Genomic DNA, 25,899 nt, shown 5'->3' with positions numbered 1-25,899 from the left:
CATTGCTGAGGTGCATGCAGTCCCGACCGCGGCGGGACTAGGGCGGGGTTAGCTCCAGTTCCAGACCGACATTTCCCCGGGGAAGGTAGTTGTTGCACACGTGGGTGGACTTGGCGACAACGCCCTTGTTGTTGCAGAAGATCTTCATGTGATTGGGCCACGCGAACCAAAGCGGATCGCCGTAGACAGCCTCGGAGAACACGCGAGTTTTGCAACATCCAACGCACCTTTCTCAATAGCGCCCGACGGTCGCTAAGACATCGACCTAAACGCCTACTTTCTGCTGCACCCCGCACCAGAAGACACTTCGGCGACATAGGCCCGCTGGTGACGTTGGCGGTTGGTCTATAGGGAAACCATCAAAGACCTCACCGTCGAGCATGAAGTCCTGAAGTCTTGGAGGACAAAGTGAAGCGGCTGCTGCGGAAAGAGGGGTTTGCGGACGGTGGCCTACGATGCGGGCTCATCGGCCTTGCGGCGGTGCGCGGCGAGGAAGTCATCGACGATGCGCTCACAGTCTTGACGATCGATGGCACGCAGCCCGGTGAGTCGGGCAAACGCCACTGGCCCGACGAGTTGACACAGGATGAGCTCCGGGTCGAAATCGTCGAGGTCGGCGCGGGCTTCGGGGCTTTGCAACAGGGCATCGAATGGCTGGCGATACTGGTCGATGATCCGTGTGCGCAGCGCGTGCCGGTCGTGGGTTTCCTGGGTGCCGTTTGGTGTGCGGCCAAGCGCGACCCAGGCCAGGGTGGTGACGTGCAGCGGTGCCTCCTGGAACAGCGTGGCCTGTCGGCTCAACAGTTCGATGAGTTGGTCGCGCAACGATCCCGTCTCCGGTGCAGGGTGGACCTGCGGCAGCAGCCTTTCAAATGTGGCGGCAAGCAGTTGAGTGGAGCTGCTGAAGTGGCGATACAGGGTCGTGCGCGCGACTTTGGAGGCTTTGGTGACCGCGTCGATGGTGACGGCTTCGATGCCGCCGGCGCTCAGGAGTTTGGTGGCCGCATCCAATAGCCGGGTTCGTGAGCGCAACAGGCGCGGGTCGACGTCATCATCGTCGTCGACCGGGAATTCCAGGGTGTCGCGCTCCATGTAGTCACCGTAAACCTCGCGCGTAGCTGGCCGGCACCGAATCGCGGCTGCATCGGTCGATTGATTCGACCCCTAGACGGCTACGCTACTACTAGTAGCGTAGCGATACCACTAGTACACTTGTCTGTAAGGGTCTGTGGGGCGAAGGAGGACGCATGATCGGGCAGCGGGTCGGACGATCCCTGGTTGAGCAGCTCCAGGGCGCGGCCACCACAGGCCGGTTCGTGTGGCGGACGAACGAACTCTGCCGGCGGGCGCGAGGGGGAATCGCACAGACGGGCGGGGCTGGTCGGCGATGAATGTGCCGCTTGGGCTAACCAAGACGCATGTGTGGGCGCGGGGGGTTCGCGATTTCAGGCTGGTCCGCCGCGGTATCACTCGGCGCCTACACCGACAGCCGCCGGTTGATGACCGCGGCCGCGTTCGTCCCCGTCACTACCCTCCTCGCTCCTGCTCCTACTTGGACGACGAGTTGATGAACCGGGAAATGTATGACCACGTGCGCGACGAGCCGATCAGGTTGATCTCCCGGCTGGGATTTCGCCTGCGCCGTTCATGAAGCGGTCACTGTTTCGGAGTCGGTGCATCGTCATTGTCAAACCGCCTGTGCGCAAAGGGATCACGTGTCGCTGTACCGGACATGCTGGACCGTCGACGGCGCGTTGGTCACCGCCTGAAGCGGCTGGTTGCGCGGCGGCGATCAGAGAGCTTCGGACACCGGTGGCGGTTTCGCCGGGCAGGTAGAAGGGTACTGGTAGTACTGTTGCGATACCGTTGATTTCTTTCGAAGTAGCGGGGCGGGGGATGGCAGACAACGGGTGGGTCTCTTCGGGCGTGGCGACCTTGAGTCGCCCTGTTCGGGAGCGACTTCAAAAGGTTGCGGCCGGTGAGGGCGCGTACAGCGATCGGCTAGCGCGCTTGGCGGGTTTCAGTATCCGACATAAGGTGCTGATCATCGGCATGTGGGTGGTGAGCGCCGCTGCCCTGGCGGTGCTGTTCCCGCAGCTGGAAACCGTTGTTAGACAGCAGTCAGTGAATCTCATACCGCGCGATGCGCCATCGCTTCAGACGGTAGACCGCATGGGCGCGGCCTTCGGCGAGCAGGGATCCAAGACGACGATATTTGTCGCGATGGAGGATCCGGCGGGCCTGACTGCGCCGGTGCGCGGACGCTACAACGCGATGATTTCCCGGTTGCGTGCCGATTCGGAGCATGTGCGCTTGGTTCAAGACTTGTTGGCCGACCCAGTCACCGCAAGCCAGGCAGTCAGCCAAGACGGCAAAGCCTGGTATGTGCCGGTGGGAGTGGCCGGAACGCTGGGCGATCTCAAAGCTGCCGAATCGGTCCAGGCGGTCCGCACGATCGCCGCCCAGGCATTTAGCGGCTCACCCACCGATGTTCGCGTCACCGGGCCCCCGGCCACCTTCCGCGATCAAATCGCTTCGGCCGAAGAGGATTTGGTTGTCATCTCGGTCGCGACAGCAGGCCTGATCGCGATGATTTTGCTGGTCGTGTATCGGTCGGTGTTTACCGCCTTGCTGCCGCTGCTGGTCATCGGCGTGAGCCTGGCGGTGGGGCGCGGAGTGCTATCAGCGTTGGGCGAATCGGGCATGCCGGTGTCGCAGTTCACCATCGCCTTCATGACGGTGATCTTGCTGGGTGCCGGCACCGATTATTCGGTGTTCTTGATCAGTCGATATCACGAGCAGCGACGCCAAAACGTCCCGCCGGATCTGTCGGTGATCAACGCGACCGCCACCATCGGGCGCGTGATTTTGGCTTCGGCCGCCACCGTGGCGTTTGCGTTTCTGGCCATGGTGTTCGCGAAGTTGAGCGTGTTCGCCGCGTTGGGTCCCGCGTGCGCAATCGCCGTCTTTGTCGGATTTGCGGCCACGGTGACTTTATTTCCCCCGGTGTTGGCGCTGGCGGCCAAACGCGGCATCGGTGAACCCAAGGCCGACCGCACACGCCGCTACTGGAACTGGATCGCCGTGGCCGTGGTGCGTCGACCCGTTCCACTGCTGGTCGCCAGTCTGGCCCTGGTGCTAGGCCTGGCGGCCGTCGCGCTGACTATGCACATCAGCTACGACGATCGCCAAGGACAGCCGGCGACCACCGCCAGCAATGAGGGGTATCACCTGCTGGACCGCCACTTTCGCAAGGACGTCATCATCACCGAATTCATGCTGGTTGAATCGCCCACTGATATGCGCACCAGCAAGGCCCTGGCCGACCTGGATGAAATGGCGTCTCGGGTCTCGCAACTGCCTGGTGTCACCAAGGTCTCCGGTGTCACCCGGCCCACGGGCGCACGCCTGGACCAGGCTCAACTGTCGTGGCAAAACGGCCAGATCGGTAACAAGATGGCCGGCGCGGTCGCCAAGGGAGACGCCCATAAGGATGACCTGGCCAAACTCACCCACGGCGCCGACCAACTCGCCGGCGGTCTCGCGCAACTGGACACCACCTTGCGCACCGCGTTGACACCGTTGACCGGGATCCTCACCCAGGCCCAATCCAGTGGATCCCAAGTCCAGCGGTTCCGTCCGCTGCTACAGCAGCTTTCGGCTACCGCCCCGGCCGTCGACCAAGCCATCCGAACCGGTCCGGGACTGCGCCAGCAAGCCGACCAAGCCCAAAACGCAATCGCCGCCATCGACCCGCTCGTCGGTGCGCTCAACACCTCCCCATGGTGTGCGACCACACCGGAATGCGCCCAACTCCGCGACCAGGTGCAGATCCTGGTGACCCTGCGCCATACCGGCTTCTTCAACCAGCTCGCCAACCTCGGCGACCTTTACCAGCCCGGCAGCGACACCGCGGCCGGCACCGTGGCCGACGTCCAAAACGCAATCACGTCGCTGGACAAGGCTTTCGGAGCACTCGGCGACCCTGCCGACCTGGCCGGCAACATCCGCCGCCTCCAAAGCGGCATCAGCCAACTCGCCTCCGGCGCACAGGCCCTCGCCACCGGCGTGCACACCCTGGCCGACAGCAACATCGAAATGCTGTCGGGCATGAGCCAAATCGCCACCCAACTGCAGAATTCCGCACGAACCACCGCCGGCTCAGACAACGCCAGCGGCTTCTACCTTCCCACCAATGCCTTCGAGAACCGCCAATTCGCCGACGTCGCAAAGCATTTCCTGTCGCCCGACGGCAAAACCGCGCGTTTCGCCATCGAATCCAGTTACGACCCCTACAGCAGCGACGCGATGAACCTCGCCCACAAAATCACCGAGATCGCCGATGCCGCACGACCCAACACCTCGCTGGCCAACGCCACGGTGTCGATGGCCGGATTCCCCGCCGTCAACTCCGACATCCAACGCCTGCTTTCCGCCGACTTTCATCAGCTGGCCTTTGCGACCCTCGTCATCGTCGGCCTCATCTTGGTCGTATTGCTGCGCGCCCTGGTCGCCCCGCTCTACCTGTTGGGTACCGTCGTGCTCAACTACGGCGCCGCGCTCGGACTGGGAACCCTCGTCTTTCAATATGGCCTCGGCAAGGAAATCGCCTGGCCCGTACCGCTTCTAGCGTTCATAATCCTGGTGGCCGTCGGCGCCGACTACAACATGCTGCTCATCTCGCGACTACGCGAAGAATCGACCCACAACATTCGCGTCGGCGTCCTGCGAACCGTCGCAAATACCGGCTCAGTCATCACTTCGGCCGGGCTCATCTTCGCCGCCAGCATGTTCGGCCTGATCGTCGGCTCCATCGCGATCATGATCCAAGCCGGGTTCATCATTGGCTGCGGCCTACTTCTGGATACCTTCGTCGTTCGCACGCTCACGGTTCCCGCGATCGCCACACTGCTGCGCGAAGCGAGCTGGTGGCCGCAACGGAAACCCCTGACTCACAACGGCCGACCACATCGGACCACATGACAATTAGCCAGGAGCGCATCCGCACCAGCGACGGGATCACTCTCGTGGCCGACTGCTACCGGCACGCCGCGACTCGCCCCGTCGTGCTGCTCCTCCATGGCGGCGGTCAGAACCGTCACGCGTGGGCCACCACCGCTCGTCGACTCCATTCCCACGGCTACACCGTCGTCGCCTACGACACACGAGGTCACGGCGACAGCGACTGGGACCCGATCGGACAATACGACGTCGAACGGTTCGTATCCGATCTGATCTCGGTACGAGGACACGTCAGCGCCGACAGTCCCCCCGCCGTCGTCGGCGCGTCGCTGGGTGGGCTGATCATCCTCGCTACCCATCTGCTGGCCCCACCCGACCTCTGGGCAGCCGTTGTCCTGGTCGACATCACCCCGCGGATCGAATTTCATGGAGCCCGTCGCGTCGTGTCATTCATGGCCGCCCACCCCGACGGATTCGGCTCACTCAATGACGCCGCCGACATCATCGCCGAATACAACCCCCGGCGCGCGCGACCCGAAAATCTCGACGGCCTGCACAAGGTCCTGCGGCAACGTAGCGACGGACGATGGATCTGGCGCTGGGACCCAGCGTTCATCAGCTCCAACTTCGATGTCCTGCAAGGCAATCTCATGACAGGCAGCGAGGAGTTCGACGCCATCAGCGGATTTCTCGCCGAAGGAGCACGTCGAATCACGGCCCCAACGCTGTTAGTACGCGGCGCACTGTCAGACGTAGTCTCCCAGGAAACCGTCAACGAATTCCTCCAGCTCGTCCCGCACGCCGAAACGACGGACGTCACCGGCACCGGTCACATGGTTGCCGGCGACAACAACGACGCGTTTACCGCCGCGGTCACCGACTTCCTCGACCGCACCACAAGGACCCCGACGTAAGCATCCAGCGAACCTGCACCCGCCCCGGCTGACACGTCGGACACCCATCGAGATGGCTCGATCTATCGTTCGCACGCCTTCGGCGCTTGTGCCGTCCTGTCGCCAGGCGCGCGGCTACTGATGCGCCATGGCCACTGATTGTGTTGCGTCTAAGTCATTCTCGTCAACAGGAAGGTCGTGCCGAATCACCCGGACTCGACCCCGCGGCAGACACGCCATGTAGCCGTGGCACTTGCCATAGAGCTCCCACGAAGTCGCCGCCGCATCCGGGTCGACATCGATGCGGTGGCCGCGGGAGAAACACAGATGCAGCGCACCGTCGTCGTCGCACCAGGCACGCGTGCAGATCGCTCCGGCCAGGTCCAACAGTGGCCGCTCCTCGGCCGAAAGATTGATAGGGTCGATCAACACTTCTTCCTCAGGCCAGCCTGCTGCCGGAGGGAGGGTCAGCCGCATCGGTCGGGAAATCACCAGCTGGTTGTGATCGTCCAGGTCGACTACCAGCCCTTCGTGCAGCGAGACTCGTTGCACGGTGCACTGCTCGATCCATTGCGTGTACATAACCACTCCCTTCGACGCACCAGCGAGTCGCCTACCTATGCTACCGCTAGTAGCGCACCGATACTATTAGTATTGCTATGCGCTCTTGCTCGCGTTCCACGCAGCAAGAATGCGCTGCAGACCTCGATCAATGCGCTCGCGCGCCTCCGCTGCTGTCGCCCGTCCGACGACGAAAGCCATTAGATTGGCCAGCCAGATATCTGCGATGACTCCGGCGATCTGTCGCTCGCAAGCTCCCTGCGTCGGCCCACCAACCGTGCGCGCCAGCATGCTTTCGACGACGTCGGCGGCGTGTTGCACTGTCAAGGCTTCGTCTGTGCCCGCCATAACGAATGCCCGAACCACGGCCTCGGTGAGCTGCAGGTTTTGCTGCCACTCGTCGTGGAGCCGCGCTGTCAACGATCCCAGTCGGTCACTCGGGGAAGCGGCGCACGTGCTCCAGTCGCGTTCCTGATTCACCCGCTCGAACTCACGGGCGAGCAGCGTCACCAGCAGGTCGGTCTTCGACGCGAAATGGTCATACAGTGACCCGACAGTGATGCCAGCTTGCTTGGCCACCGTCTTGAGACGCACGGCCTTGAAACCGCCCGCCGTTGCGACCGCTCGGGCAGCATCGAGGATTGCGGTGCTGCCCCCGGTACCGGTCTCGGAATCTGGCGCCGCGCGGAACGGTACGTCAACCGACACTACGACTTCACTTCGGGGATAGACCTTTCGACGAGGAGGTGGCGGGATGACATTCCTCAAATCCCCCTTCGGGGAAGACGATGTCTTTGCAGACCGTTGGATATGCGTGCAGCCGCAAGCGCAACTGCAAGAGCCGCGAGTGCGGTAAACGGGGCTAGCACGAGCGTACTGGTGACACAGCCATGAGTGGGTACTGAAGCTGTGCCGTCCAGACCGCGGTGCGAAACGCGGACCCGATCGGCGGACGCTTCCGGGCGCACTCGGCAGCGAATACTCATGCGGGTAGCCGCAATTCCCCACGCAACCCACGGCACCCGACGCTGCGACACCGGCAAGGAAATACCCCCAGTACTTTCGGTTTCGCTACGCTACTGTTCGTACCATAGCTCATAATGCAGTTGGAATGTCACATTGACGAAGGTGATGGCATGCCGTCAGCAAACATCCGCTCGTTACGGGACCGACGCCGCGCCGAGTTGATCTCCGAGATCCAGAACACCGCACACCAGCTTTTCGCCGAACGCGGATTCGCTGCCGTGACAACCGAGGACATCGCGGCCGCGGCCGGAATCTCGATCAGTACCTACTTCCGCTACGCACCCACCAAGGAAGACCTGCTTGTCGCACCCGTCCGGCAAACGGTCGCCGAAATCGTTGCGTCCTACCGCGCCCAGCCGTCCGATGCATCAGCAACCGAAACTCTGATGCGTCTGCTTATCGAAACCGCTTGGGACAAAGCAAATCAGAATCTGCAATACTGGCGAGAAGCCATCCGGACCGCCCCCCACCTACTGGGCGAATCGGCGCTGATCAGCGAGAACGATAACCACCGGCTCATCGAACTGGTCGCTACGCATATGGACGTCGACGCGGTGACCGACATCCGCCCCTCGCTGCTGGTCCACACGGGTTTGGCCACTGCACAATTCATACTTCGGCGCTGGCTTAGCACGGACACCAAAACGAGTCCACCGCTCCACATTCAACTGGAACAAGCCTTGAGAATCACACTAGCCGGATTCGACTAATCGCGGACCGCGATGAACCATCGCGCTCGGCGGCAGCCGCGGCCGTTGCCACGTCCACAGCCCGGAGGACCCGGCCGGTAACCCGAAACCCCACACCATATTTGTAACGGCAACCACCGGTGATCAAATGGGCTAACCCTAGTGGGGCAGGCGCAATTGCTAGGTAGAGCCCGCTTTTCGGGTGGCAAGATACTGATTCCAGTCGCGTTTGGCATATGCCGCCCAGCGGGTCGCGGTGACGATATCGATGGCGAGTAGGTCGGCCAGAACTGCGCCCGGTAACTCGGCTGCCATTGTGATGAGGCCGGTGTTGCGACCGCCTCGGATTGTCAGGCCGCTATGTTTGAGTCGCTTGCCGAACACGCCCGAGTTGACTGGGCGGTCTGGTGTTCGTCCGGGAAACAGGAGCCGGTCCGGTGTTGAGGGTTCGGGCAGGGTCGAGCGCCGGGTTGGACGCGGCAGTTGTGCGAGCAGTTGGGCGAGCTTAGGAGGCAGCACCATTTCGTGGTCGCGCAGGGTGAGGTAGGTGTGGCCGTCCTGGGTGTGTATCTGGTTCTGTCGTAACCCGAGTACTCGCATGGTGGTGATTCCGTACAGCAGGATGAGCGCACCACTGGCGCGCACATCGATGTCAATGGTGTTGTCGTTGAGGCATCGGCGGAGTTGCTCGAGGTGCGTGGCTTCGTCGATGAACACCGAGGGCGGGCTGGGTCGGTTGGCCGGCGCGGAGGCGCCGTGGGTGATGCGACGCTGAGTTGTCCAGTGCAGGAAGGGCCGGATCTCTCGGTGTCGCCAGGTGCCGTGGGCCAACCAGTTGTCGATGTCTGCTTGGTCCATGGTGGCGAGGGTGCGTCCCCGGGTCTCGAGCCAAGCGAGGAATTCCAGTGCGACGCACACCTGGCGGCGAATGCGTGCTGCCCCGGTGTCGGCGTCGTCTGAAAACTGACCCCGTGTCCCCGGGTGGTTTCTAGGGGCGGTCGCAACACTTCTCTAGGTTCTGGAGGTTGTGTTGTCATCGTCGCGTCGCGTGAAAAAAGGCCCGGGCCGACGGCCACAGTCCGCCAAGCGTGAGCGATTTACGGAGCTGCGCGCCCGGGGCTGGTCCATCTTGGCGGCGGGTCGTGAAGTCGGTGTGTCCCGTACCGCAGCAAACAATTGGGCAAGGGGGTACAAAACCTATCGGCGTGGCGAGGCCGTGGGATTCGTGCCCGCACTCGATCGTTTGGCTGTGCGCCAGATCAGCGATCGCTATCTATCCGAAGAGGAGCGGATCGGCATCGCCGATCTGCGCCGCACGGGCATGGGTGTTCGGCAGATCGCCACCACGCTTGGCCGGGCACCATCGACCGTATCGAGGGAGTTGCGCCGCAACAGCCGCCGCGACGGCCAGTACCGGCCGTTTGAAGCCCACCGCTGGGCGGTTCAGCGCAGAGCGCGTCGTCACCAGCGGCGGGTCGACAAGAATCCCGCCCTGTGTGACCTGATCGCCGAGCTCCTCGCTCAACGGTGGAGCCCGCAGCAGATCGCCCGACACTTGCGGCGCGAATACCCCGAGGACCGATTGATGTGGTTGTGCCACGAAAGCATCTACCGGGCTGTGTACCAACCCCATTCGCGCTTGATACGGCCGCCACAGGTCAGGTCGTCACACCGGGGTCCGTTGCGCACTGGCAGGACCCATCGCCGCGCGCACCAGCGGCCGGGTCGGCGGCGTCCGAGGTTCGCCCAGCCGATGTTGTCGATCCATCAGCGGCCATTCGCTCCCGCCGACCGCAGCCAGCCGGGGCATTGGGAAGGTGACCTCATCGTCGGCAAGAACCAGCGCTCGGCGATCGGGACCCTGGTCGAGCGCCAGACCCGCCTGATTCGGCTGATGCACCTTCCCACCCGTGACGCCGACTCCCTGCGTATCGCGATCGCCACGACCATGGGTGGCCTGCCATCGAACTTGATCCGATCGATCACCTGGGATCAGGGCATCGAAATGGCCCGACACACCGACATCACCGCAGACCTCGGCGTGCCGGTCTACTTTTGCGACTCCCGCTCGCCGTGGCAGCGCGGCAGCAACGAGAACGCGAACGGGCTGCTACGCCAATATTTCCCCAAGGGCACCAGCCTAAGCACCTACACACCCGACCATCTGCGCGCTGTCGAATACGAGATCAATAACCGCCCCCGCCACACCCTCGAAGACCGCAGTCCCGCCGAACTTTTCACCGCGCTGCTAACCTCACCAGACCATCAACTGTTGCGACGTTGACTAGAAGCCACCCCGCCGTTGACACCCGGGATTGCTTAGTGGTTGTTTGGCTCGGCGGGCTCGGTGCAGGAGGTACCAGATGGTGTAGCTGCGGACCAGCCGTGCGTGTTCGGCGGGATAGTTGGCTAGGTGGCGATCCACCCATGGCTCGATACGTTCGAGGTATTCGTTACGCGGCGTCAATACTGCTGTGCGAACGAGGATTTCACGTACGTAGTTGACATGCCCACCGGGTGGGAGCTGATCGAGTGCGTGGTGAGTGATGGTCTGTCCGGTGCGCGCCAGATTCATGAGGAGCTCCGCGGCGGCGCTCTTGCCGAGCCAGACGGCGACGCTGCGTGGATCATTGGCGTTGGCAAGAGCGTCCGCCAGTGGCTTCAGTTGCGCCGGTATCTGGCCATCCGGCCCGGCTAAGGCGTTGTGCAGTAATTCGGCGGTGTGGCAGCGGCTACATCGATTATGCGCGCGAATACCCGGTTGACCGCAATTGGCGCAGCGGTAGTCGAGCGTGGAGCCAGAACATGGCCCGCAGATTTGGCGCTCGTCGGGGTCAAATCCGATCAGCACCGCCTGCTGGCCGCACGCCGCGCATGGTGACGGGTACATCTTCGCCTTGCGCACGCACGGTGTGCAGACAGGCCCCGCTGGCCAATGGCGGGCTACAACGCGCCGTTGTCGGCAGAACGCGCAGGTGGATTTCGAGTGTGGTGAACGTATCCCGGAATAGGTCCTCGTTGTGATGGCGCGGCAGGTGCCGCACAAGTGCGGGCCGAGGACGCTGCTGCTTTGGCGGCGCCGGGTGGCTCCGCATAATCCGCATACCCACACGGTGCTGGCTTTGGCGTAGCAGTTCGTGCAGATGCGTCCTTCCGATGCCACGTACGGGGCGCGGCGCCGTTGTCCGCATCCCGAGCAGGTGTATAGGCGCGGTGGCGCGCACGTGGGACACAGCACGCCGCCGTCGACGAGTCGACGTGCCCGGGGACGGAGGCGTCCGCAGATGCTACATTCCTTGCGCGACAACGGGTCGCGGCTGTAACAGTTCGTGCACACGGGTCCGTCGGGAAGATTGACGCGTCTGCTGACAGAGGTCTTTGCGCATCGCGCGCACGTGAACGATCGATCGAGATCTCTGCAGCGACCACAAATGCGGCCGGTCGGACCGATCGCGGTCAGAGACACGCGCTGTTGACAATTCGTACAGGCCGGCGGCTTCACCGACGCGTGGCCATCAGCCACCAGTACGTGCGTCAAGCGCATAAGCCCCCGCGGGCAGGACGCGTCCGGGTTGAGCACTCCGTCGCCATGAGCGGCCAGGTACGCGTCGACCTGATTGAGCGTTTTCGGCCGGTCGACACGAGCAGCTTTCAGGAGGCGGTCGGCATCTGCAAGCGATAGGTCGCCAAGAGCGCGGACTACGTGAGCGCGGACTCGATCCCACGCGTCGGGCCTGAAGTTCGCCGATCCTCTCATGAGCTGCGGTCAGGTCGACGCACAGTCGTGCGCCGCACCTTCGGCACCTCCCGCGGTGAGTCCCCGGCCGCCTTCTTCACCGATTGATTGACGGCTTCGATTTCGATCAGGTCGTTGGGCGAGCATTCCAAGATGTCGCACAACGCTGCCAGCACGTCCATTGAGAGCCGTTGGGGAGGCGCAGTGACCAGGCGAAACACTTGCTCTCGCGACAGGACCACGCCACGTTCGGCCAACAGCGGAACCAGATCAGTCGTCTGGTACAGCTCCCGTTGCGCCATCAGCGCCCGCAGCCGCCACTGATAACCCATCTTCTTGATCACGGTTGATCCTCCCCGACGGCAATGCCGCGTTTGGTGAGCGCTTCACGGAGCAAACGGTTGCGGTACTCGTCAGACGTGGCTATAGATCGACGTGGTGCTCGCATAGGAATGTCCGACTTGGTGTTGAATTATCTTGAGCCGCTGGCCTATTCGGGGCTTTGACCTGCGGTGTTTCGTTGTGGACGTTGTCGTCGACGTTTGAGGTGGGGTCATGGGGGAGGCCTTTCAGCAGGGACCGATCGTTATCGAGCTGAGACGTTTCCGGGGGGTGCGGGTTGACGTGGTTTCGGATGCGGTGCGCTGCTGGCCGAGTGCTCGGGCGAGTTGGTCTCGGAGCGTGCGGTTCTCCTCGGCCAATTTCCGGTTGCGCTGGTTGGCGGCTTCGAGCCTGCGTAGCAGTGAGGCGTCCGAGGTTCGTTGCCGCGCGGGGACCGGTGTCGCGGGTGCTCGACGGTGGGCAGCGCGAAGCCGTTCGATCTCAGCTCGGACGTCGGATTGCGCGTAGAGCCAGGACCGAGACACCGCCGCTGCTTGAGCCACGGCCTCGAAGGTGACCGGGCGCCCTTCGGCGTCGAGGGTCCTCAATGCCTGGATCGCCTTGGCTCGGGTGAGTTCGTGGCGTTGTCGGGCGGCGACGATGAGGTGCCGGGTGTTGTCAGCCCGCATCAGCAGAATCCAATTCCTCTGAACCGGAGTCGGTTTCGAGTGTGGTGATGATGGTGTCGAGGTTTCCCAGGACTTGTTGGTTCATCTCGACGAGGCGTAACTGACCGCGCGCCTCGGCAGCGGAGATGATCTGCAGGACTTGCTGACGGTGTTCGTGGTGTTGCGGCAGGAACTCGGGCGTAGTCACGAACATCGGACATGTCAGACAAGCATTGGCATGCGGGCAGGTCTTTTGAACTGGCAGCCCGCAGAAGCCGTTGGGCAATGCTTGGGTCACGCGCCCGAGCCGTTGCTTGGCCCAGTTCGCTTCGGCCAGTGGGCCGTCGGGGTCGATCGCAACGGTTTGGCCCCTGGCATCGACCTTGCGGGCGGACTCCCAGTGCCGGCGGACGGTGGTGTCGTGAAGGCGGGCGTAGTGAGCTGTCATCTCACCGCTGGAGTGATCGAGTAACACCCGTACGACTTCTTGCGGCACGTCCCGGTTGATCAACCGTGTTCCAAAGGTGTGCCGCCATTGGTGCGGAGTCAGATGCACTGGACGGCCGTGCTCGTCGCGGATCTCGCAGCGCGCCAGCCAGTCCCGTAGCTGGCCGCGGTAGGAGGGCGTAGTCAGCGGCCGGCGGCCGTCTGGGTTCATCTTCGGAGCGGCGAACAGCCAGGGGCTGCCGTTGGTCCAGCGGCGCAGGATCCGCTGTTGTTGCTCGGCGATGGCCTGCTCGACTTCCTCGTCGATCGGGACGAGAGCTTCGCGTTTCATCTTGCCGTTGGTGTAGCGCAGATAGGGAGCTCCGTCGCCGCCACGGATGACGCAGTCGAAGGCGATCTTGGTGGCGTCACCGACGCGCAGTCCGCAGCGCATCAGGATGATCGTGAGCAGCCGACTCTCGGGGTTGTTCCATCCGTCGAGGTTCGCGGGCTGTTCGACCTGGGCCATGATGTGCTCGGCCAGCCCGCGGGGCAGGCGTTTCGCGGGTTTGGGGAAGTCGTCGGGATAGAACGCGGCACTCGCGGGCAGGTCGTGGTCCCACTCGTGGCGGCGGATCGCGTCGAGGAACGCACCGAGCGAGCTGATGTCGCGGCTGCGGGAGTGCAGTGCCCGGGGGTCGGTGGACAGGTCGGCCAGGTAGCGCTCCAATACCGCGCGGTTGATGCCGGCCAGGCTGGTGATGTCGACCGGCGGGGACGCCAAGAAGCCGGCCAAACGCGTCACCGCCTGGACGTCGATGTAGGTCTGGTTGGGGCTGCGTCCGATGCTTAACCGCCAGCGGGCGAACCGCTTGGCCAGATCCCGCAGCCACGGTTGCGCAATGCCGTCGAAGCGCAGCCGCTTGCGGCCCTCGACGCCGAGCCGGTGCAGCTCCCACACGTCGCGCGGGAACTCGGCCTCCCACCCGCTGCCGCAGTGCAGGTCCTCCAGACAGCGATAGGCGTAACGCAGAAACGCCAGCTGTCCGTTCTGGCCGTGTTGCGCAGCGTGGTTGGCGTCGAAGAACTCGATCCAACGTGCCATCGGCCAGTCCAGCAGCGAGGCCACCCCACTGGCGGCCGTGAGTGCGATGACAGGACGCGCGACGGCAGCGGGAGTCTTGACCTGGCGTTCATCGTGCCGGCACTGCAGCGCGTACTGCATCTCCAATTTGAGCTGTCGGCGATCACCGAACGGTCGGAAGTCGAACCGGTCGTCGCCATAGGACTCGCAGAGCACGATGAACTCGTCGATGTCGGGACATCCCACCGCTGCCCATCGGGACCGATGATTGACGCAGAACGGCGACCGTCCCTGCGTCCATAGCGTGCAATAGGACAACGCGCAGACGGGATGATCGGGATCATCCACCGGAGCAACGGCAGCCAGCCATACGTCTCGGTCGGCGATGCCGGACCGTTCCCAAAACCCTTGGTGGCGTGGGCATAAACCCCGGCGAGCACCTCCGTACCGGCAGCCCTGGACGGCGCAGACCGTGAGCTCTTTGCGCCCGAGCCCTTCCGGTGCTGCAGTCGTGGCGAACACGTCGATGTCCGGGCGGCCTTCTTGCTGCCAACCGACGTAGTGGCCTTTGCAGAGCCCGCGGGTGCGCGGTTGGCGCACGCAGCCCGGCACCCGGCACGGCGCGGTGTCGAACACCAGCGCACCACGCTCGGGAACGAGGATGTCCACCCGGAACTCCGGTCGAACCGCGGCCACCAGCTTGCGCAGCAAGCCCGGAGCCGCAGCCGACGGTAGCGGCGGGACTGCCGCGGTCACCACTGCACCTCCTGCCCGGTCAGGAAGCCGGCCGCCTCCAGAGCCCGGCGGGCGTCCTCGACGGACAGATGCCCGTAAATGTCCATCGTGGTCGCGATCGAGGAGTGTCCCAGCAGCGTGCTGACGACCTCGATCGGGGTGTTCTGGCGGAGCAAACGCGTGGCGTAGGTGTGCCGATACCAGTGGGGATCGAAGTCGATGCCGGTGCTCCGGCGCAGCCGCAACACCAGGTCGTAGACCGCGGGATAGCCCCACGGGTGCCCGAACGGTTCGCCCCAGAGGTTGACGAACACGTAGTCGGAGTCCAGATCGCCGTATTCGTCGTGCAGGTAGTCGGCGTAGAGGCGGATGAGCTGCGGGCTGATCGGGATGGTGCGCGGTGTCGCCGACTTGGCGCGCGCCCTGTTGTCGTTGGATCGCGGCGCGACCGTCAACTCACCCTCGGCAGCGGCCACGTCCTCGTGACGCAGACCTAGCGCTTCACCAATCCGAATCCCTGTGTCCCACAACAACGCCCACAACAAGCGATCCCGCAGGTGGATGCAGGCATCTAGGATCGCCTGCACCTGACCGGCGGTCAGAATGGTCGGATGCTGACGCGGGGTCCGGAGCTTGATCGTGCGCCGCCGCTCCGGCTGGCCGCTGCTCAGGTGGTAGAGGAACGGCTTCCATCCCGAGCGCCGGCGCCGACCTGGGTGCAGTTCAGTGACCAAGTCGCCGAGGTCGACTCCGTGCCGGGCGTGAAACGTGTAGAGGCCGCTGATCGCCGCCAGCTTCCGGTTGACGGTTCCCGCAGAGCAGTGATGCTCAGCCGAGGGCAACAGCACCACTGCGCCAGCCCGGCCAGCCGGCGGCAGCCGCAGCCAGGACACGAACTCCCCGAGATCCTCCAATCGGACCTCGCGCCAGTTCAGGCTGCGAGCGTCGAGGAAGACGAACCAGTCCTTCAGGTCGTGCGCATAGGCCTTGACCGTGTTCGGGGACCGCTCGATGTCGGTCAGATAGGCCAGGTAGCGCTCGATTGGCTCCACCGAGCCGCCTCCGTCGCCGAGGACCGTCCAGGATTCAAGCGACGAAGTGGGCATCAGTACCCGTTGCACAAGCATCAAACCTCCGTGGAATCTGCGTGATGGACCGCTGCAGATAACCACCTCCGCCACGAAGATCGCCGCCAACGCCACGTGCGTGTTGCACGTCGTGGACACCCCTGTGCGGGCTCGAGAGAACTTGCACGAAGCGCTCCGGGTAATCGAATTCGGTCAGGTGTGTGACGTAGGGTCTGGCGCAGCGAATGCAGGTCCAGCTCCTGCGGCAACCCCGCGGCGTCACGCGCAGCCACAAAGGCCTCGTTCGCGGCGCGTCTGGAGAGACGGCCGCAACGTTCGGTGACCCATAACGCCGGATGCCGGCCCGCTCGAAAGCATGGACGAACCTCCTCCAGGTAGGACTCGAAAACCTGGACAATCCAGTCCATTTCCGGCACCGTCAGCACGACGCGTCGCTTCGGCGAACTACCGCGGGACGCTTTTCCGAATCGGACGAATACGCCGCCAAAACGCCCGTAGGACGGTAGCTTTGGATTCGATCTCAGATCCACCAGGTCTAGCCCCACCGCCTCTTGGCGCCGCAAGCCTTCTCCGGGGGTCTGCGACCTGTTGCATGACGTCGCTCGTAGTGGGTGATCTGGTGGGCGGTGCGGCGTTTCTCCGTGGGTGTGGTGCTCGTGGCTGGTAGTCGTTTCTGACTGTCGACTTGAAAGCGAGGGCCCATGCGAGCGTTTCCGGTGAGTTTGCCGTCCGGGCAACGGTATTGGACGGTGCTGGATGAGGATCTGCAGGTAGTCGGCATCGCCGATGAGTATCTGCGGCATCAGCGGTTCGGCCGCGACGGCGCGGAATCCACGACGAAGGCGTATGCACACGCGATCGCGTTGTTCCTGCGCTGGTGCGCCAGGACGGGCCGGTCCTGGCAGGCCGGTGTCGAGCAGTTCGCGTTGTTCATGACGTGGCTGGCCCATGCCGGACCGCTGGCCAGCGGGCGTCGATGACGTCGCTTCGGGAGTGGTGTTGGCCGGTCCGGGGGCCGCCCCGGCGCGGGGCCCATCGCGGATCAACGGGGTGCTCACCGCGGTGCGGGGGATGGTGGTGCACGCGGTCGCGACCGGCAACGGCTCGGCGGGTTTGGTGTCGATGCTGTACGAGGTGGCCGATGACCGAGACCTGCCGGCGGAAGCCCGCAACGACGATGGCCACCTGGCATGGCGGATGCGGGCCCGGCACCGGTTGCGGGAACCGGAAACGACGATCGATCGGGCCAGCGATGAGCAGATCGTCGCGCTGCTGCGGGCCTGCCGGTCCACGCGGGACAAGCTGATCGTGCTGCTGATGGCCAGGGGCGGGCTGCGTCGGGGCGAGGTGTGCGGGCTGCGGCGCAGTGATGTGCACCTGCTGGTGGATTCGCGCCGGTTGGGATGCGAGGTCGCTCGGGCGCATCTGCATGTGGTGCGCCGAGACGACAACCCGAACGGGGCGTGGGCCAAATCGCGCCGACAGCGGGTGGTGCCGCTGGATTTCCTTGTCGTGCAAGCATTCGACGTCTACGAGTTCGAGCGCATGCGAGTTCCGGCCGCGGCGGGTAGTGATTTCGTGTTCGTCAACCTGTTCCGCGGCCGCGTCGGCGCGCCGATGCGGCCCGACGCGATCGGCGAGCTGATGGCAGCGGTCTCCCGCCGGGCCGGATTGGACACCCCGGTCCGCCCGCACCAGCTGCGACACGCCTACGGCAGCAACGTCGTCGACGCCGGGGCCGGTATCGACGTGGTCGCTGATTTGCTCGGACACGCGGCTGTCTCCTCGTCCCAGATCTACCTGCATCCGGACGCATCTCGACTGCGGGCCGCGGTGGACGCGGTGCCCAGCCCCCGCGAACAGACCGGAGCGAGCCGGTGACCGCCGTGACGTCGGCCAGGACGATCCCGGGCGATGAGGAATCCTGCAAGTTCGCGCATGTGTTGGACGGGGCCGCCCTGAGTGGCGCGGCCACGCACCTGGCCAGGGCGCTGGACCAAGGACTGCTTGACGAGGCCGGATGGGATCCGGTGACCCGGGTGCTGTACTTGCCCGCGCAGCATCGGCTGCTCGGCCGGAAGGTGTGCCGGGTGGAACGATGCGTCGGAACCGTCCACAACGACGCCCCCGAGATCTGCCACCGATGTTTCACCAGGCTGACCGGCATGGGCATGAGCGTCGAGGACATCGCCGCTGCCGAAAGCCTGCCCGCCGCACCGGTTCCCGCGGAACGCTGCGCCGTCCCGCAGTGCCGGTGCACGCCGACGGTGCGGGACGCGGTGATGTGTGAACCGCACGCCCAACAGTTCCGGGGCAGGCGCATCCCGATCTCGCTGGAACAGTTCGTGAGCGATCCGCGAGTGCGGCCAAGGCCGCCGCTGCCGGCATGCCTGGTGCCGGCGTGCACCCGCACGGCCGACGGCGCGATCGGCTACTGCACGACCCACTATCAGCGATGGAGCGTGGACCAGCAAGAGCATGCCGAACTCGATGAACAGTGGTGGCGGGTCCGGGAATCGGGCGTGGCCGAGCCGGGGCAGGTCAACCTGCGGGCGCTGCCTTCCCTGGTAGTTGTGGAAGTGCTGACGGGCTTGCAGACCCGTGTTAGGGATGGCTTGCGGCTCACCGACGTTGTGCTGCGAGCGGTCTGCGACACGCTGCGTCGCCACCAGGTCGGCTCGATCCACGACTGCGATCCGGGCCTGGCTCCCGGCAAGCGTGCACGCTCGGTGCTGGCCTCGTTCGCCCGCGACGCCCGCCGCGTGTTGGCCGATCCGGGTGTCGAGCAGGATAAGGACCGCTGGGATCTGGCGATCTTCGGTACCCCGGCACGCTGTCGTTCACCAAGATCACCCAGCCCTGGCTGGCCGGGGCCGCGAAGCGGTGGGCTGCCGAGCAACTGCCCCAGCACCGCGGCAGCGGCGCCTCTCGCGTTCGCGGCAAGATCAACAGCATCGGGCTGCTGTCCGAGCACTTGCATCGCCGACCCGATCACGGGCTTGACCCGACCGCGCTGGGCCGGACCGACTTGGAGGGATTCCTCAACCGGCTCGGCCATCTGGAGTTCACCGGCCAGATCGGTCGCTACCGCCGCAACATGATCTGCCGTGACATGCGGCAGGTGTTGGCCGGGATCCGATCCCTGGGGCTGACGAGAACCGGACGGCCGGCGGCCGGGTTGCCCGGCGACTGCGCCATCGAACGCGCCGACATCCCCGCCGACCCCGAACGCGGCGAGCCCGGCCGATGCCTGCCACCGGAGATCATGGCCGTCCTGTGCGCCAACCTCGACTCCCTCGAACCCGTCGAGGTCAGGGTCGCCACCCAGATCGGCATCGACACCGGCCGCCGCCCCGAGGACATCCTCAATCTGCCGCTGGATTGCCTGGCCCGCGACAAAGACGGCGGCGACGTACTGGTCTACGACAACATCAAAGCCAACCGGCTCGGCCGACGGCTGCCGATCAGCACGGCCACCGCCGCGGTGATCACCGGCCAACAACAACGAATCCGTCAACGCTTCCCCCACACCCTGGCCGCGAAGCTGAAGCTGCTGCCCACGCCCTATCGAAATCCCGACGGGCACAAGGCAATCAGCAGAACCACCCTGCAGGCGCGCCACCGCGACTGGGTGGCCGACCTGCCGACACTGCGCACCCGCGATGGAGTCGAGTTTGACATGACCAAGATCGTGCCCTACGCCTACCGGCACATTGTCCCCGCTTAGTTCCCGTGTTGCGATTGGCCTGAAAGGCCCGGGCGTGCTCGGCGTTTCTGCTTTGGTGAGGCCGTGTGGTGTTTGTATGGTCTCCAGTCGTGATCTTGAGCTTTTTCTCGTCGCAGGGCTGGCAGTCCTGGGGTGTCGAGCACCGGCCGGTGATCCCAGAGGGGATGCCGGTGCTGATCGATGACGACTTGCTGTTCGAGGACGGCCCGGCCGTGCCGCGGCCGACGACGGTGATCAATCGGTGGTTGCGGCTGCTTCCGGCCAGCGGGGCTCCGGCGCCGAGTTCGTGGGAGAACTACGCGCGGGCGGTCAAGGAATGGACGGAATTCCTCGCCGAACACGGTGTGGGCCTGTTCGATTCGCGAGACCGGCTCAAGGCAGGGCTGAGCCGATACGCCGAGCACCGCGCCGCCGGAGCAATCCGGGCGAGATTCGCGGCGACCACGTGGGCGCAGCACATGAGCATCCTGTCGCTGTTCTACCGGTGGGCGATGGACGAGGGATACGCCGAGGCGGAGCCGTTCACCTACCGATCCGCGCGAGCGGTCTTCGCCGGCACCGGCCGCGATGTCCGGGTGAACTTGGCGGTGCGCCGCACCCCGAAACCGCATGTGACCATCAAGTATTTGGAGCCGGACTTCACCGACCTGTTCCGGAAGGGGTTGCGCGGTTTGGCGCCGGATGGCACCCGCGACACCGGGTTCGCGGGCCGGGAGATGACCCGCAACGCCGCGATCGGGGACCTCGCGCTGGCGACCGGGTTGCGGCTGGGCGAGTTCACACATCTGCTGCCGTGGGAAATCCCGGCTCTGCCGCCGGCGCCGACGGTGATCCCGATCCCGTTTCCGGTGCCTGCGGGAATCACCAAGGGCCGCAAGTTCAGAACCACCTGGATCTCCTACGACGCCTTGGCCGGGCTGCACGACTACCTGCAGCTCGACCGCGCTGCCGTCACCGACGGATCGGCCTGGCGGCCACCACGACGCCGGGGCGAACCGCTGCAGGTCACCGAACCGGACGCCCGTGGCGGCCGGATCAACGGCGTCCGCCGGTCCTGGGAGTCGCTCACCCCGGCCGAGCGACGGCGGCTGGTGGCACCCGAGGGCGGGTCGTGCCTGCTAGCGGTGAAGGGTGATGGTGGCCCGTTCACGGCGTGGGCGACGGTGTTCGAACGCACCTCCGACCGGATCCGCGCACGGTTCGAACCACGGTTCCCGCACGTCCACCCGCACCGACTCCGCCACTCGTTCTCGATGCAGACGCTGGAATATCTGGTGACCGGCTATTACCGACAGGCAGCGAAGCTGGTATGCGACACCGACGCCGACGCAGCGCTGGTGTTCTACCTGACCAAGGCCGACCCGCTGCTGGTGCTGCGCGATTTGCTCGGGCATTCCACGGTTCTGACGACCGAGAAATACCTGAAACGTCTTGATACGACGCGGATTTACCGGCAAGCCTACGAAACCGCCGGAGCCGCAGCGGGACTCACCGAGGATACCGCCGCACAGCGGGAAGCCGACGCCGAGTTCGACGACGACACCGAAGAGGAGCTGTGATGCCGACGACGGTGCTCGATGATCCGCTGCGTTTGGCCTGCGTGTTCAGCGACGGCAGCAGAGCTGCATTCGATCTCACGGGGTTGCCGAACCCCGGGTTGGTGCGTGATCTGGCCACCGGGTTGGTGGAGCTGATCCATCCTCACGGCAGCGTCGATACTGCTGGCACCGTCGACCAGTACGTGCGTGGGTTGCACAGGATGGTGCGAACACTTTCTGATCAGGGTTTCACCGGCGGTGTCGGCGATCTGCGGCGCGGACAGCTGGCGCAGTTCTGGATGGCGGGCCCGAACTGGCTGGAGGCGCTGACTCGGTACTTGGTGGAAGGTTATGCGCGATCCGGCGGCCGTCTCGGCGAGGGGGTGCTGGAGCTGGCCGCAGGGCGGCACTTCAACATTCAGCGCAATCGGCGCCCGTTGCCGCCCTATTCCGAGGGCGCATGGCAGCGGCTGACCATGGCCTGCCGACAGCAGGTCGACGACTCCTACGCGGCACATCGGCGCGCGCTGGCGTCCGCCGCCGGAGGGCGGCATCCGGGCACGGGTGCGTGGACTCATCAGAACTTCTGCTGGCTGTTGTCGACACTCGGCCCGCTTGGCAGCAGCGAAGCTGCTGAGGAAATTGGCATGTCCATCAACGTTTTCCGTCATCGAGGAGTCATCGCTGTCTTCCACGAGGCTGCGCTGGCGATGTTCCCGCATCTCGAGGTCGTGATCGCCTACCGGCTGCTGTTCGGGATCTATTCCGGCATCGTCCCCGACGGCATCGCCGACTTGGACATCGGGGACATCGACTGGGCCGGGGATTCGACTGTTCTGCTGTCCTATATCAAACGGCGCACCGCCGCCGAGAGCGCGACGTTGCCGCGGCCGGCGGTGCGGTTGCTCGAGCAGTGGCTGGCGCACTCGGCGCTGTTGCGCAGCTTCGTGCCGCCGGACGAGCGCACCACGCTGTGGTTGGGGATGAGCCAGCCCGGCTACTCCCGCCGCCTCGATGACGTGAACCGGTCCGCGATTGGCCGGTGGATGCGCCGCCATGGCATCGTCGGCGACGACGGTCAGCCGATGAAACTGCACCGGTCCCGCATCCGCACCACCCATCACGCGATGCGGGACAAGAAGTCCTGGACCGGGAATGCGCGCGCCACGATCGACCCGAACCACACGCCCGCGGTCGAGGGTGACCACTACCTGTCGGCGACGACTCCCGGTCAACGCCACGCCGTCGAGACGATCATCGCCGACGCCCAGCACGACATCCTCCGCCGCGCGCACCCTCCGGCCGTGATCACCGAGGAAGACGCGGCGGCGCTCGCCGAGGGTTACCCGCAGCTGCTGGCGGTGATGAAGCTCGACGAAGGCGTGCTCGCCGAGCTGGTCGGTGGCGCGCGGGATGTGTTCACCGCAGCCTGCGCCGATCAGCTGGCCGGGTTACACGGGCCGGCAGGCAAACCATGCCCGGCACGTCCCTGGGTCTGCCTGCTCTGCCCGCTGGCGGTGTTCGCTCCGCGGCACGCAGTGAACCTGCTGCGGCTCAAGGCATTCTTCTCGCGCCAGTGGCAGCAGATGCCCGCCGCCCACTTCATGACCGTCTTCGGCCCCTACGCCGCCCGGATCGACCAGATCCTCGACCGCTTCGACCCCGCCGAACTCGCTGTCGCAGCCGCACGCGTCACCGACAGCGACGACGAAATCCCCTTGCGCCCAGAGGAACGCACCGCATGACGAGCACAATCGCGACCGCAGCACCCGGCGTTCAACCACGGTCGCCGTTCACCGGCGCGGACATCTGCCGCGACGCCGGGCTCACGCTGCCGGGCGGCACGCCACGACCGGTATTCGACGACGACCTGTGGGATTTCACCGACGTGGTCGGGCTCCCGGTCCAAATGGCCCTTTACCGACGCCGATTCGACTTCACCACCATCACCGACACCCGCTGGCGGCTGGTCGCCAAGGAGCTGATCCTGGCGCTGCTGGCCCCGAATCACAATGCCGTGGTCCGTCTGCCACGCGCCTACCGCACCCCACTGCATCTGACCAGCTGCTACAGCCGCCTCTACGAGGCCGGCAAGTTCTTCGGCTGGCTCGATCAGCGGGGCATCACTGCCCTCACCGAGCTCGACACCCACCTCTGCGAGGAATACCTGGCGTTCCGACGCTACGTGATCGACCCCGACGGCGTCATCGTTGGCGAGCAGAGCCCAGGCGTCCGGCGCGCAGCCGCGCAGATGATCGTCGATCTGGTCGACTACCGTGACCTGTTCACCGCCGACCGGGTTCCGGCCGATCTGCGCCCCTGGGGCGGCGCAACAGCATCCGCGGTCGCCGAAATGCCTTCTGGTCGCGACGGAAACAAGACACCTGCCGTTCCTGCCGAAGTGCTGCAGCCGATGCTGGCCGCGGCCCTGCACCTGGTGCAGATCCTCGGCCCGCACGTTGTCGAGCTGAACGAGCAGATCCGCAAGATCGACCGTGTCTGGGCTACCGGAGCCCCCGGGCTTCGTCACGGCTCCCCGGCGATGGTCAGCGACATCACGATGCTGCTGGCCGACCACAGGGCGACCGACACACCGCTGCCGATGCTCGAAGAACACGACGTCAACCGCAGACTCAAGGCTGGCTGGGACGCGAACGACCCGCTGCTGCCGGTCTCCACCGGGACCCTGGCGCGGCAGGCCGGATACGTCCAGTTCTGGGCGAAATGGATGCCCACACTGCGCAAACCGCTGATCGACACCCTCAACACCGTCGGAGTCGAGAAGATCTTCGGCCGCAACGCCGCCGAAGTCCCGGCCGCCGATGGTGCGACCTTGCTGCCTTGGACACTGCCAGTGCACCGGTCCGAAGCGGTCGCCATGGTCGGCATCGCCCGCACCGCAGCGATCGTTGTCCTGGCTGGCGCGTCCGGAATGCGGGCCAGTGAGCTGATGGAACTGCGGGTCGGCTGCCGCCGGGTCGAGGAACCGATCTCCGGCCTGAAGTGCTATCGCATCGCCAGCAAAATCATCAAAGGTCAGGGCCTCGGCGGCACCGACGACGAATGGGTCGTCATCGAACCGGTCCACCGCGCGATCGAACTCATCGAGCAGCTCCACGACGACCCGCGTGACGGTGTTCTCCTGCTGTCCCGGTTCAGCTTCCGAGTCCGCTACCTCTGGTTCCGCGCCTGGGTGAATTCCCCGGCCGGAGCCCGTCTCGGACTCGTCCCGATCCCCGACGAACCAGTAGCACTGCGTATGCTCAGAAGAACGGTTGCCCTGGAGATGGCTTACCGGCCTGGCGGTGTCCTCGCCGCAAAACTGCACCTCAAACATATCGCCGCGGCGACAACGGAAGGCTACGCGGCTCGACCGGGCGGCGCTCAAGCAGAGTTGCTGGCCGAGGTCAACAAGCTCGAGGCCGACCACATACTCAAGCTCGTGCTGGCCGAGTTCCGCAACTACCAGCAAGGCATCCTGCCCGCCGGACCCGGCGCCCGCAGCCTGACCGAATTCTTCGCCACCATCGACACCGACCCGAACACCAAAGCCACTGCGGCGCCGAAGATCCAGCGCAACGACCGCGACATCCTCAACCTGCTGTCCAAACGCGCCACGGCGCTGCACCTCGGCCCAGCGAACTACTGCTGGTTCACCGACCCCTCCCGCGCGCTCTGCCTGAAACTTGCAGGCACCCTGACCGCGGACCGGCCGATGATCGGCATGTGTGACTCCGCACGCTGCCCGCAGGCCACCCACCACCAGCACCACCGGCCCGTCTGGGCCGAGCACGCCGAACGCACCAAAACCTTCCTCGGCCAACTCGGCAAAACCCGAACCGCCGAACGCGCTCGTCTGCAGGCCGACTACGACCGCGCCGTCCAGGTCATCACCAGCATCGACACTGCCACAGGAACCAGCGCACCCGAGGAACAGGCATGAGAATCACTGCCGCCCAACGCATCCACAACGAGAACCGCATCCGCGCCGCCATGGACCGGCTTCTGCGCGGCGAGATCTCACCCGGCGGCAACTGCGATATCAAGACCCTCGCACTATCAGCCGGGGTCGACCGCACCGCCTTCTACGGCACCCGGCCCTACGCACACCTACGCGCCGAATTCGAGCACCGCCTCCAGCAGCTTCAGCAGGCCGGAGAAACCCCGGACCCGAAAACCGCACAGATCGAACGCCTCAAGACGGAGGTCGAGAAGCTGAAAAACAACCTCGCCCACGTCAACTCGACAATCCAGGAGCTCACCAACTTCCGAAGCCAGGCCCTGGCCCGGATCGCTGCCCAGCACGACGAGATCCTTCGGCTCCGCACGGCCAACGACCCGGCGGCAGGCATCACCCGCCTCGCGTCGAATCGCCCGAAATACCAGCAGAGGGTAATGGGACCATGCTGACCGACCCGGCAGTGACGTCCATCACAATCGGTTTC

General features: G+C 65.0%; 21 protein-coding genes and 2 pseudogenes. 12 read left to right on the top strand and 11 right to left on the bottom strand.

What is annotated here, in order from left to right; all coding sequences use genetic code 11:
- Positions 1 to 48: 48 nt before the first annotated feature.
- Positions 49 to 205, bottom strand: a pseudogene (locus HMPREF0591_RS32695) (DUF5078 domain-containing protein); the annotation flags it as partial.
- Positions 206 to 450: 245 nt separating this feature from the next.
- On the bottom strand, positions 451 to 1,092 hold the full coding sequence (locus tag HMPREF0591_RS28160) for a TetR/AcrR family transcriptional regulator (RefSeq protein ID WP_007172204.1): 642 nt from the start codon (positions 1,090 to 1,092) through the stop codon (positions 451 to 453).
- A gap of 804 nt (positions 1,093 to 1,896) precedes the next feature.
- Between HMPREF0591_RS28160 and HMPREF0591_RS28155 the strand changes: the two genes are divergently transcribed.
- Positions 1,897 to 4,983 carry an MMPL/RND family transporter gene (locus tag HMPREF0591_RS28155; protein ID WP_007172203.1) on the top strand — a complete coding sequence of 1,029 codons (3,087 nt, stop codon included), beginning with the start codon at positions 1,897 to 1,899 and terminating at the stop codon, positions 4,981 to 4,983.
- Complete coding sequence (locus tag HMPREF0591_RS28150; protein WP_033717417.1) at positions 4,980 to 5,876, top strand: alpha/beta fold hydrolase; 897 nt, start codon at positions 4,980 to 4,982, stop codon at positions 5,874 to 5,876. Before HMPREF0591_RS28155 ends, HMPREF0591_RS28150 begins: the two co-directional genes overlap by 4 nt.
- Before the next feature lie 114 nt (positions 5,877 to 5,990).
- Here HMPREF0591_RS28150 and HMPREF0591_RS28145 read toward each other — a convergent pair whose 3' ends face one another.
- Both HMPREF0591_RS28145 and HMPREF0591_RS28140 read right to left on the bottom strand, forming a co-directional pair.
- Positions 5,991 to 6,437 carry a DUF6188 family protein gene (locus HMPREF0591_RS28145; protein ID WP_007172201.1) on the bottom strand — a complete coding sequence of 149 codons (447 nt, stop codon included), beginning with the start codon at positions 6,435 to 6,437 and terminating at the stop codon, positions 5,991 to 5,993.
- A 75-nt stretch (positions 6,438 to 6,512) separates the two neighbouring features.
- The gene (locus HMPREF0591_RS28140; protein WP_007172200.1) at positions 6,513 to 7,124 is read right to left on the bottom strand and encodes a TetR/AcrR family transcriptional regulator; all 612 of its coding nucleotides are present in this window, start codon (positions 7,122 to 7,124) and stop codon (positions 6,513 to 6,515) included.
- A gap of 428 nt (positions 7,125 to 7,552) precedes the next feature.
- Here HMPREF0591_RS28140 and HMPREF0591_RS28135 point away from each other — a divergent pair, with 428 nt between their 5' ends.
- Positions 7,553 to 8,152: a TetR family transcriptional regulator gene (locus tag HMPREF0591_RS28135; protein ID WP_033717415.1), complete on the top strand. Its 600-nt coding sequence runs from the start codon at positions 7,553 to 7,555 to the stop codon at positions 8,150 to 8,152.
- A gap of 159 nt (positions 8,153 to 8,311) precedes the next feature.
- On the opposite strand, the gene HMPREF0591_RS28130 is transcribed toward HMPREF0591_RS28135, so the two are convergent.
- Complete coding sequence (locus HMPREF0591_RS28130; protein WP_174814221.1) at positions 8,312 to 8,989, bottom strand: hypothetical protein; 678 nt, start codon at positions 8,987 to 8,989, stop codon at positions 8,312 to 8,314.
- A 169-nt stretch (positions 8,990 to 9,158) separates the two neighbouring features.
- On the opposite strand from HMPREF0591_RS28130, the gene HMPREF0591_RS28125 reads away from it, so the two are divergent.
- Positions 9,159 to 10,415, top strand: coding sequence for an IS30 family transposase (locus HMPREF0591_RS28125; RefSeq protein WP_420492635.1), 1,257 nt, complete (start codon positions 9,159 to 9,161; stop codon positions 10,413 to 10,415).
- Here HMPREF0591_RS28125 and HMPREF0591_RS32690 read toward each other — a convergent pair whose 3' ends face one another.
- The 6 genes and pseudogenes from HMPREF0591_RS32690 to HMPREF0591_RS34180 all read right to left on the bottom strand — a co-directional run.
- The gene (locus HMPREF0591_RS32690) at positions 10,416 to 11,036 is read right to left on the bottom strand and encodes a hypothetical protein (RefSeq protein WP_007172196.1); all 621 of its coding nucleotides are present in this window, start codon (positions 11,034 to 11,036) and stop codon (positions 10,416 to 10,418) included.
- An 848-nt stretch (positions 11,037 to 11,884) separates the two neighbouring features.
- Positions 11,885 to 12,211 (bottom strand): helix-turn-helix domain-containing protein, encoded by a 327-nt coding sequence (locus HMPREF0591_RS28115; RefSeq protein WP_007172195.1) that lies wholly within the window; start codon positions 12,209 to 12,211, stop codon positions 11,885 to 11,887.
- Between the two features lie 225 nt (positions 12,212 to 12,436).
- Positions 12,437 to 12,877 carry a DUF6262 family protein gene (locus HMPREF0591_RS34185; RefSeq protein ID WP_007172194.1) on the bottom strand — a complete coding sequence of 147 codons (441 nt, stop codon included), beginning with the start codon at positions 12,875 to 12,877 and terminating at the stop codon, positions 12,437 to 12,439.
- Positions 12,867 to 15,122 (bottom strand): tyrosine-type recombinase/integrase, encoded by a 2,256-nt coding sequence (locus HMPREF0591_RS28110; RefSeq protein WP_007172193.1) that lies wholly within the window; start codon positions 15,120 to 15,122, stop codon positions 12,867 to 12,869. Before HMPREF0591_RS28110 ends, HMPREF0591_RS34185 begins: the two co-directional genes overlap by 11 nt.
- Positions 15,119 to 16,228, bottom strand: a complete 1,110-nt coding sequence (locus HMPREF0591_RS28105; RefSeq protein WP_007172192.1) for a tyrosine-type recombinase/integrase — start codon at positions 16,226 to 16,228, stop codon at positions 15,119 to 15,121. Before HMPREF0591_RS28105 ends, HMPREF0591_RS28110 begins: the two co-directional genes overlap by 4 nt.
- Positions 16,188 to 16,755 (bottom strand): annotated as a pseudogene (locus HMPREF0591_RS34180) (tyrosine-type recombinase/integrase); the annotation flags it as partial. The pseudogene HMPREF0591_RS34180 and the gene HMPREF0591_RS28105, both read right to left, overlap by 41 nt.
- A 135-nt stretch (positions 16,756 to 16,890) precedes the next feature.
- On the opposite strand from HMPREF0591_RS34180, the gene HMPREF0591_RS34175 reads away from it, so the two are divergent.
- The 8 genes from HMPREF0591_RS34175 (at position 16,891) to HMPREF0591_RS28075 (ending at position 25,864) form a co-directional block, all read left to right on the top strand.
- On the top strand, positions 16,891 to 17,169 hold the full coding sequence (locus HMPREF0591_RS34175; RefSeq protein ID WP_007172191.1) for a hypothetical protein: 279 nt from the start codon (positions 16,891 to 16,893) through the stop codon (positions 17,167 to 17,169).
- Positions 17,138 to 18,070, top strand: a complete 933-nt coding sequence (locus HMPREF0591_RS28100; RefSeq protein ID WP_007172190.1) for a tyrosine-type recombinase/integrase — start codon at positions 17,138 to 17,140, stop codon at positions 18,068 to 18,070. The genes HMPREF0591_RS34175 and HMPREF0591_RS28100 overlap by 32 nt, the downstream gene beginning before the upstream one ends.
- Positions 18,067 to 19,290, top strand: coding sequence for a hypothetical protein (locus HMPREF0591_RS28095; protein WP_007172189.1), 1,224 nt, complete (start codon positions 18,067 to 18,069; stop codon positions 19,288 to 19,290). Before HMPREF0591_RS28100 ends, HMPREF0591_RS28095 begins: the two co-directional genes overlap by 4 nt.
- Positions 19,287 to 19,916: a hypothetical protein gene (locus HMPREF0591_RS34170; RefSeq protein WP_007172188.1), complete on the top strand. Its 630-nt coding sequence runs from the start codon at positions 19,287 to 19,289 to the stop codon at positions 19,914 to 19,916. The genes HMPREF0591_RS28095 and HMPREF0591_RS34170 overlap by 4 nt, the downstream gene beginning before the upstream one ends.
- 89 nt (positions 19,917 to 20,005) lie before the next feature.
- Complete coding sequence (locus HMPREF0591_RS28090) at positions 20,006 to 21,475, top strand: tyrosine-type recombinase/integrase (protein ID WP_162839945.1); 1,470 nt, start codon at positions 20,006 to 20,008, stop codon at positions 21,473 to 21,475.
- Positions 21,475 to 23,199, top strand: a complete 1,725-nt coding sequence (locus tag HMPREF0591_RS28085; RefSeq protein WP_007172186.1) for a hypothetical protein — start codon at positions 21,475 to 21,477, stop codon at positions 23,197 to 23,199. The genes HMPREF0591_RS28090 and HMPREF0591_RS28085 overlap by 1 nt, the downstream gene beginning before the upstream one ends.
- Positions 23,196 to 25,397 (top strand): site-specific integrase, encoded by a 2,202-nt coding sequence (locus HMPREF0591_RS28080; protein WP_007172185.1) that lies wholly within the window; start codon positions 23,196 to 23,198, stop codon positions 25,395 to 25,397. The genes HMPREF0591_RS28085 and HMPREF0591_RS28080 overlap by 4 nt, the downstream gene beginning before the upstream one ends.
- Positions 25,394 to 25,864 carry a hypothetical protein gene (locus tag HMPREF0591_RS28075; protein ID WP_007172184.1) on the top strand — a complete coding sequence of 157 codons (471 nt, stop codon included), beginning with the start codon at positions 25,394 to 25,396 and terminating at the stop codon, positions 25,862 to 25,864. Before HMPREF0591_RS28080 ends, HMPREF0591_RS28075 begins: the two co-directional genes overlap by 4 nt.
- The last annotated feature ends 35 nt before the right edge of the window (positions 25,865 to 25,899 follow it).

This window comes from Mycobacterium parascrofulaceum ATCC BAA-614 (assembly GCF_000164135.1).
GTDB classification, from domain to species: domain Bacteria; phylum Actinomycetota; class Actinomycetes; order Mycobacteriales; family Mycobacteriaceae; genus Mycobacterium; species Mycobacterium parascrofulaceum.
Note: the sequence above shows the minus strand (reverse complement) of the source record. Positions and strands in the feature narration are given on the sequence as shown.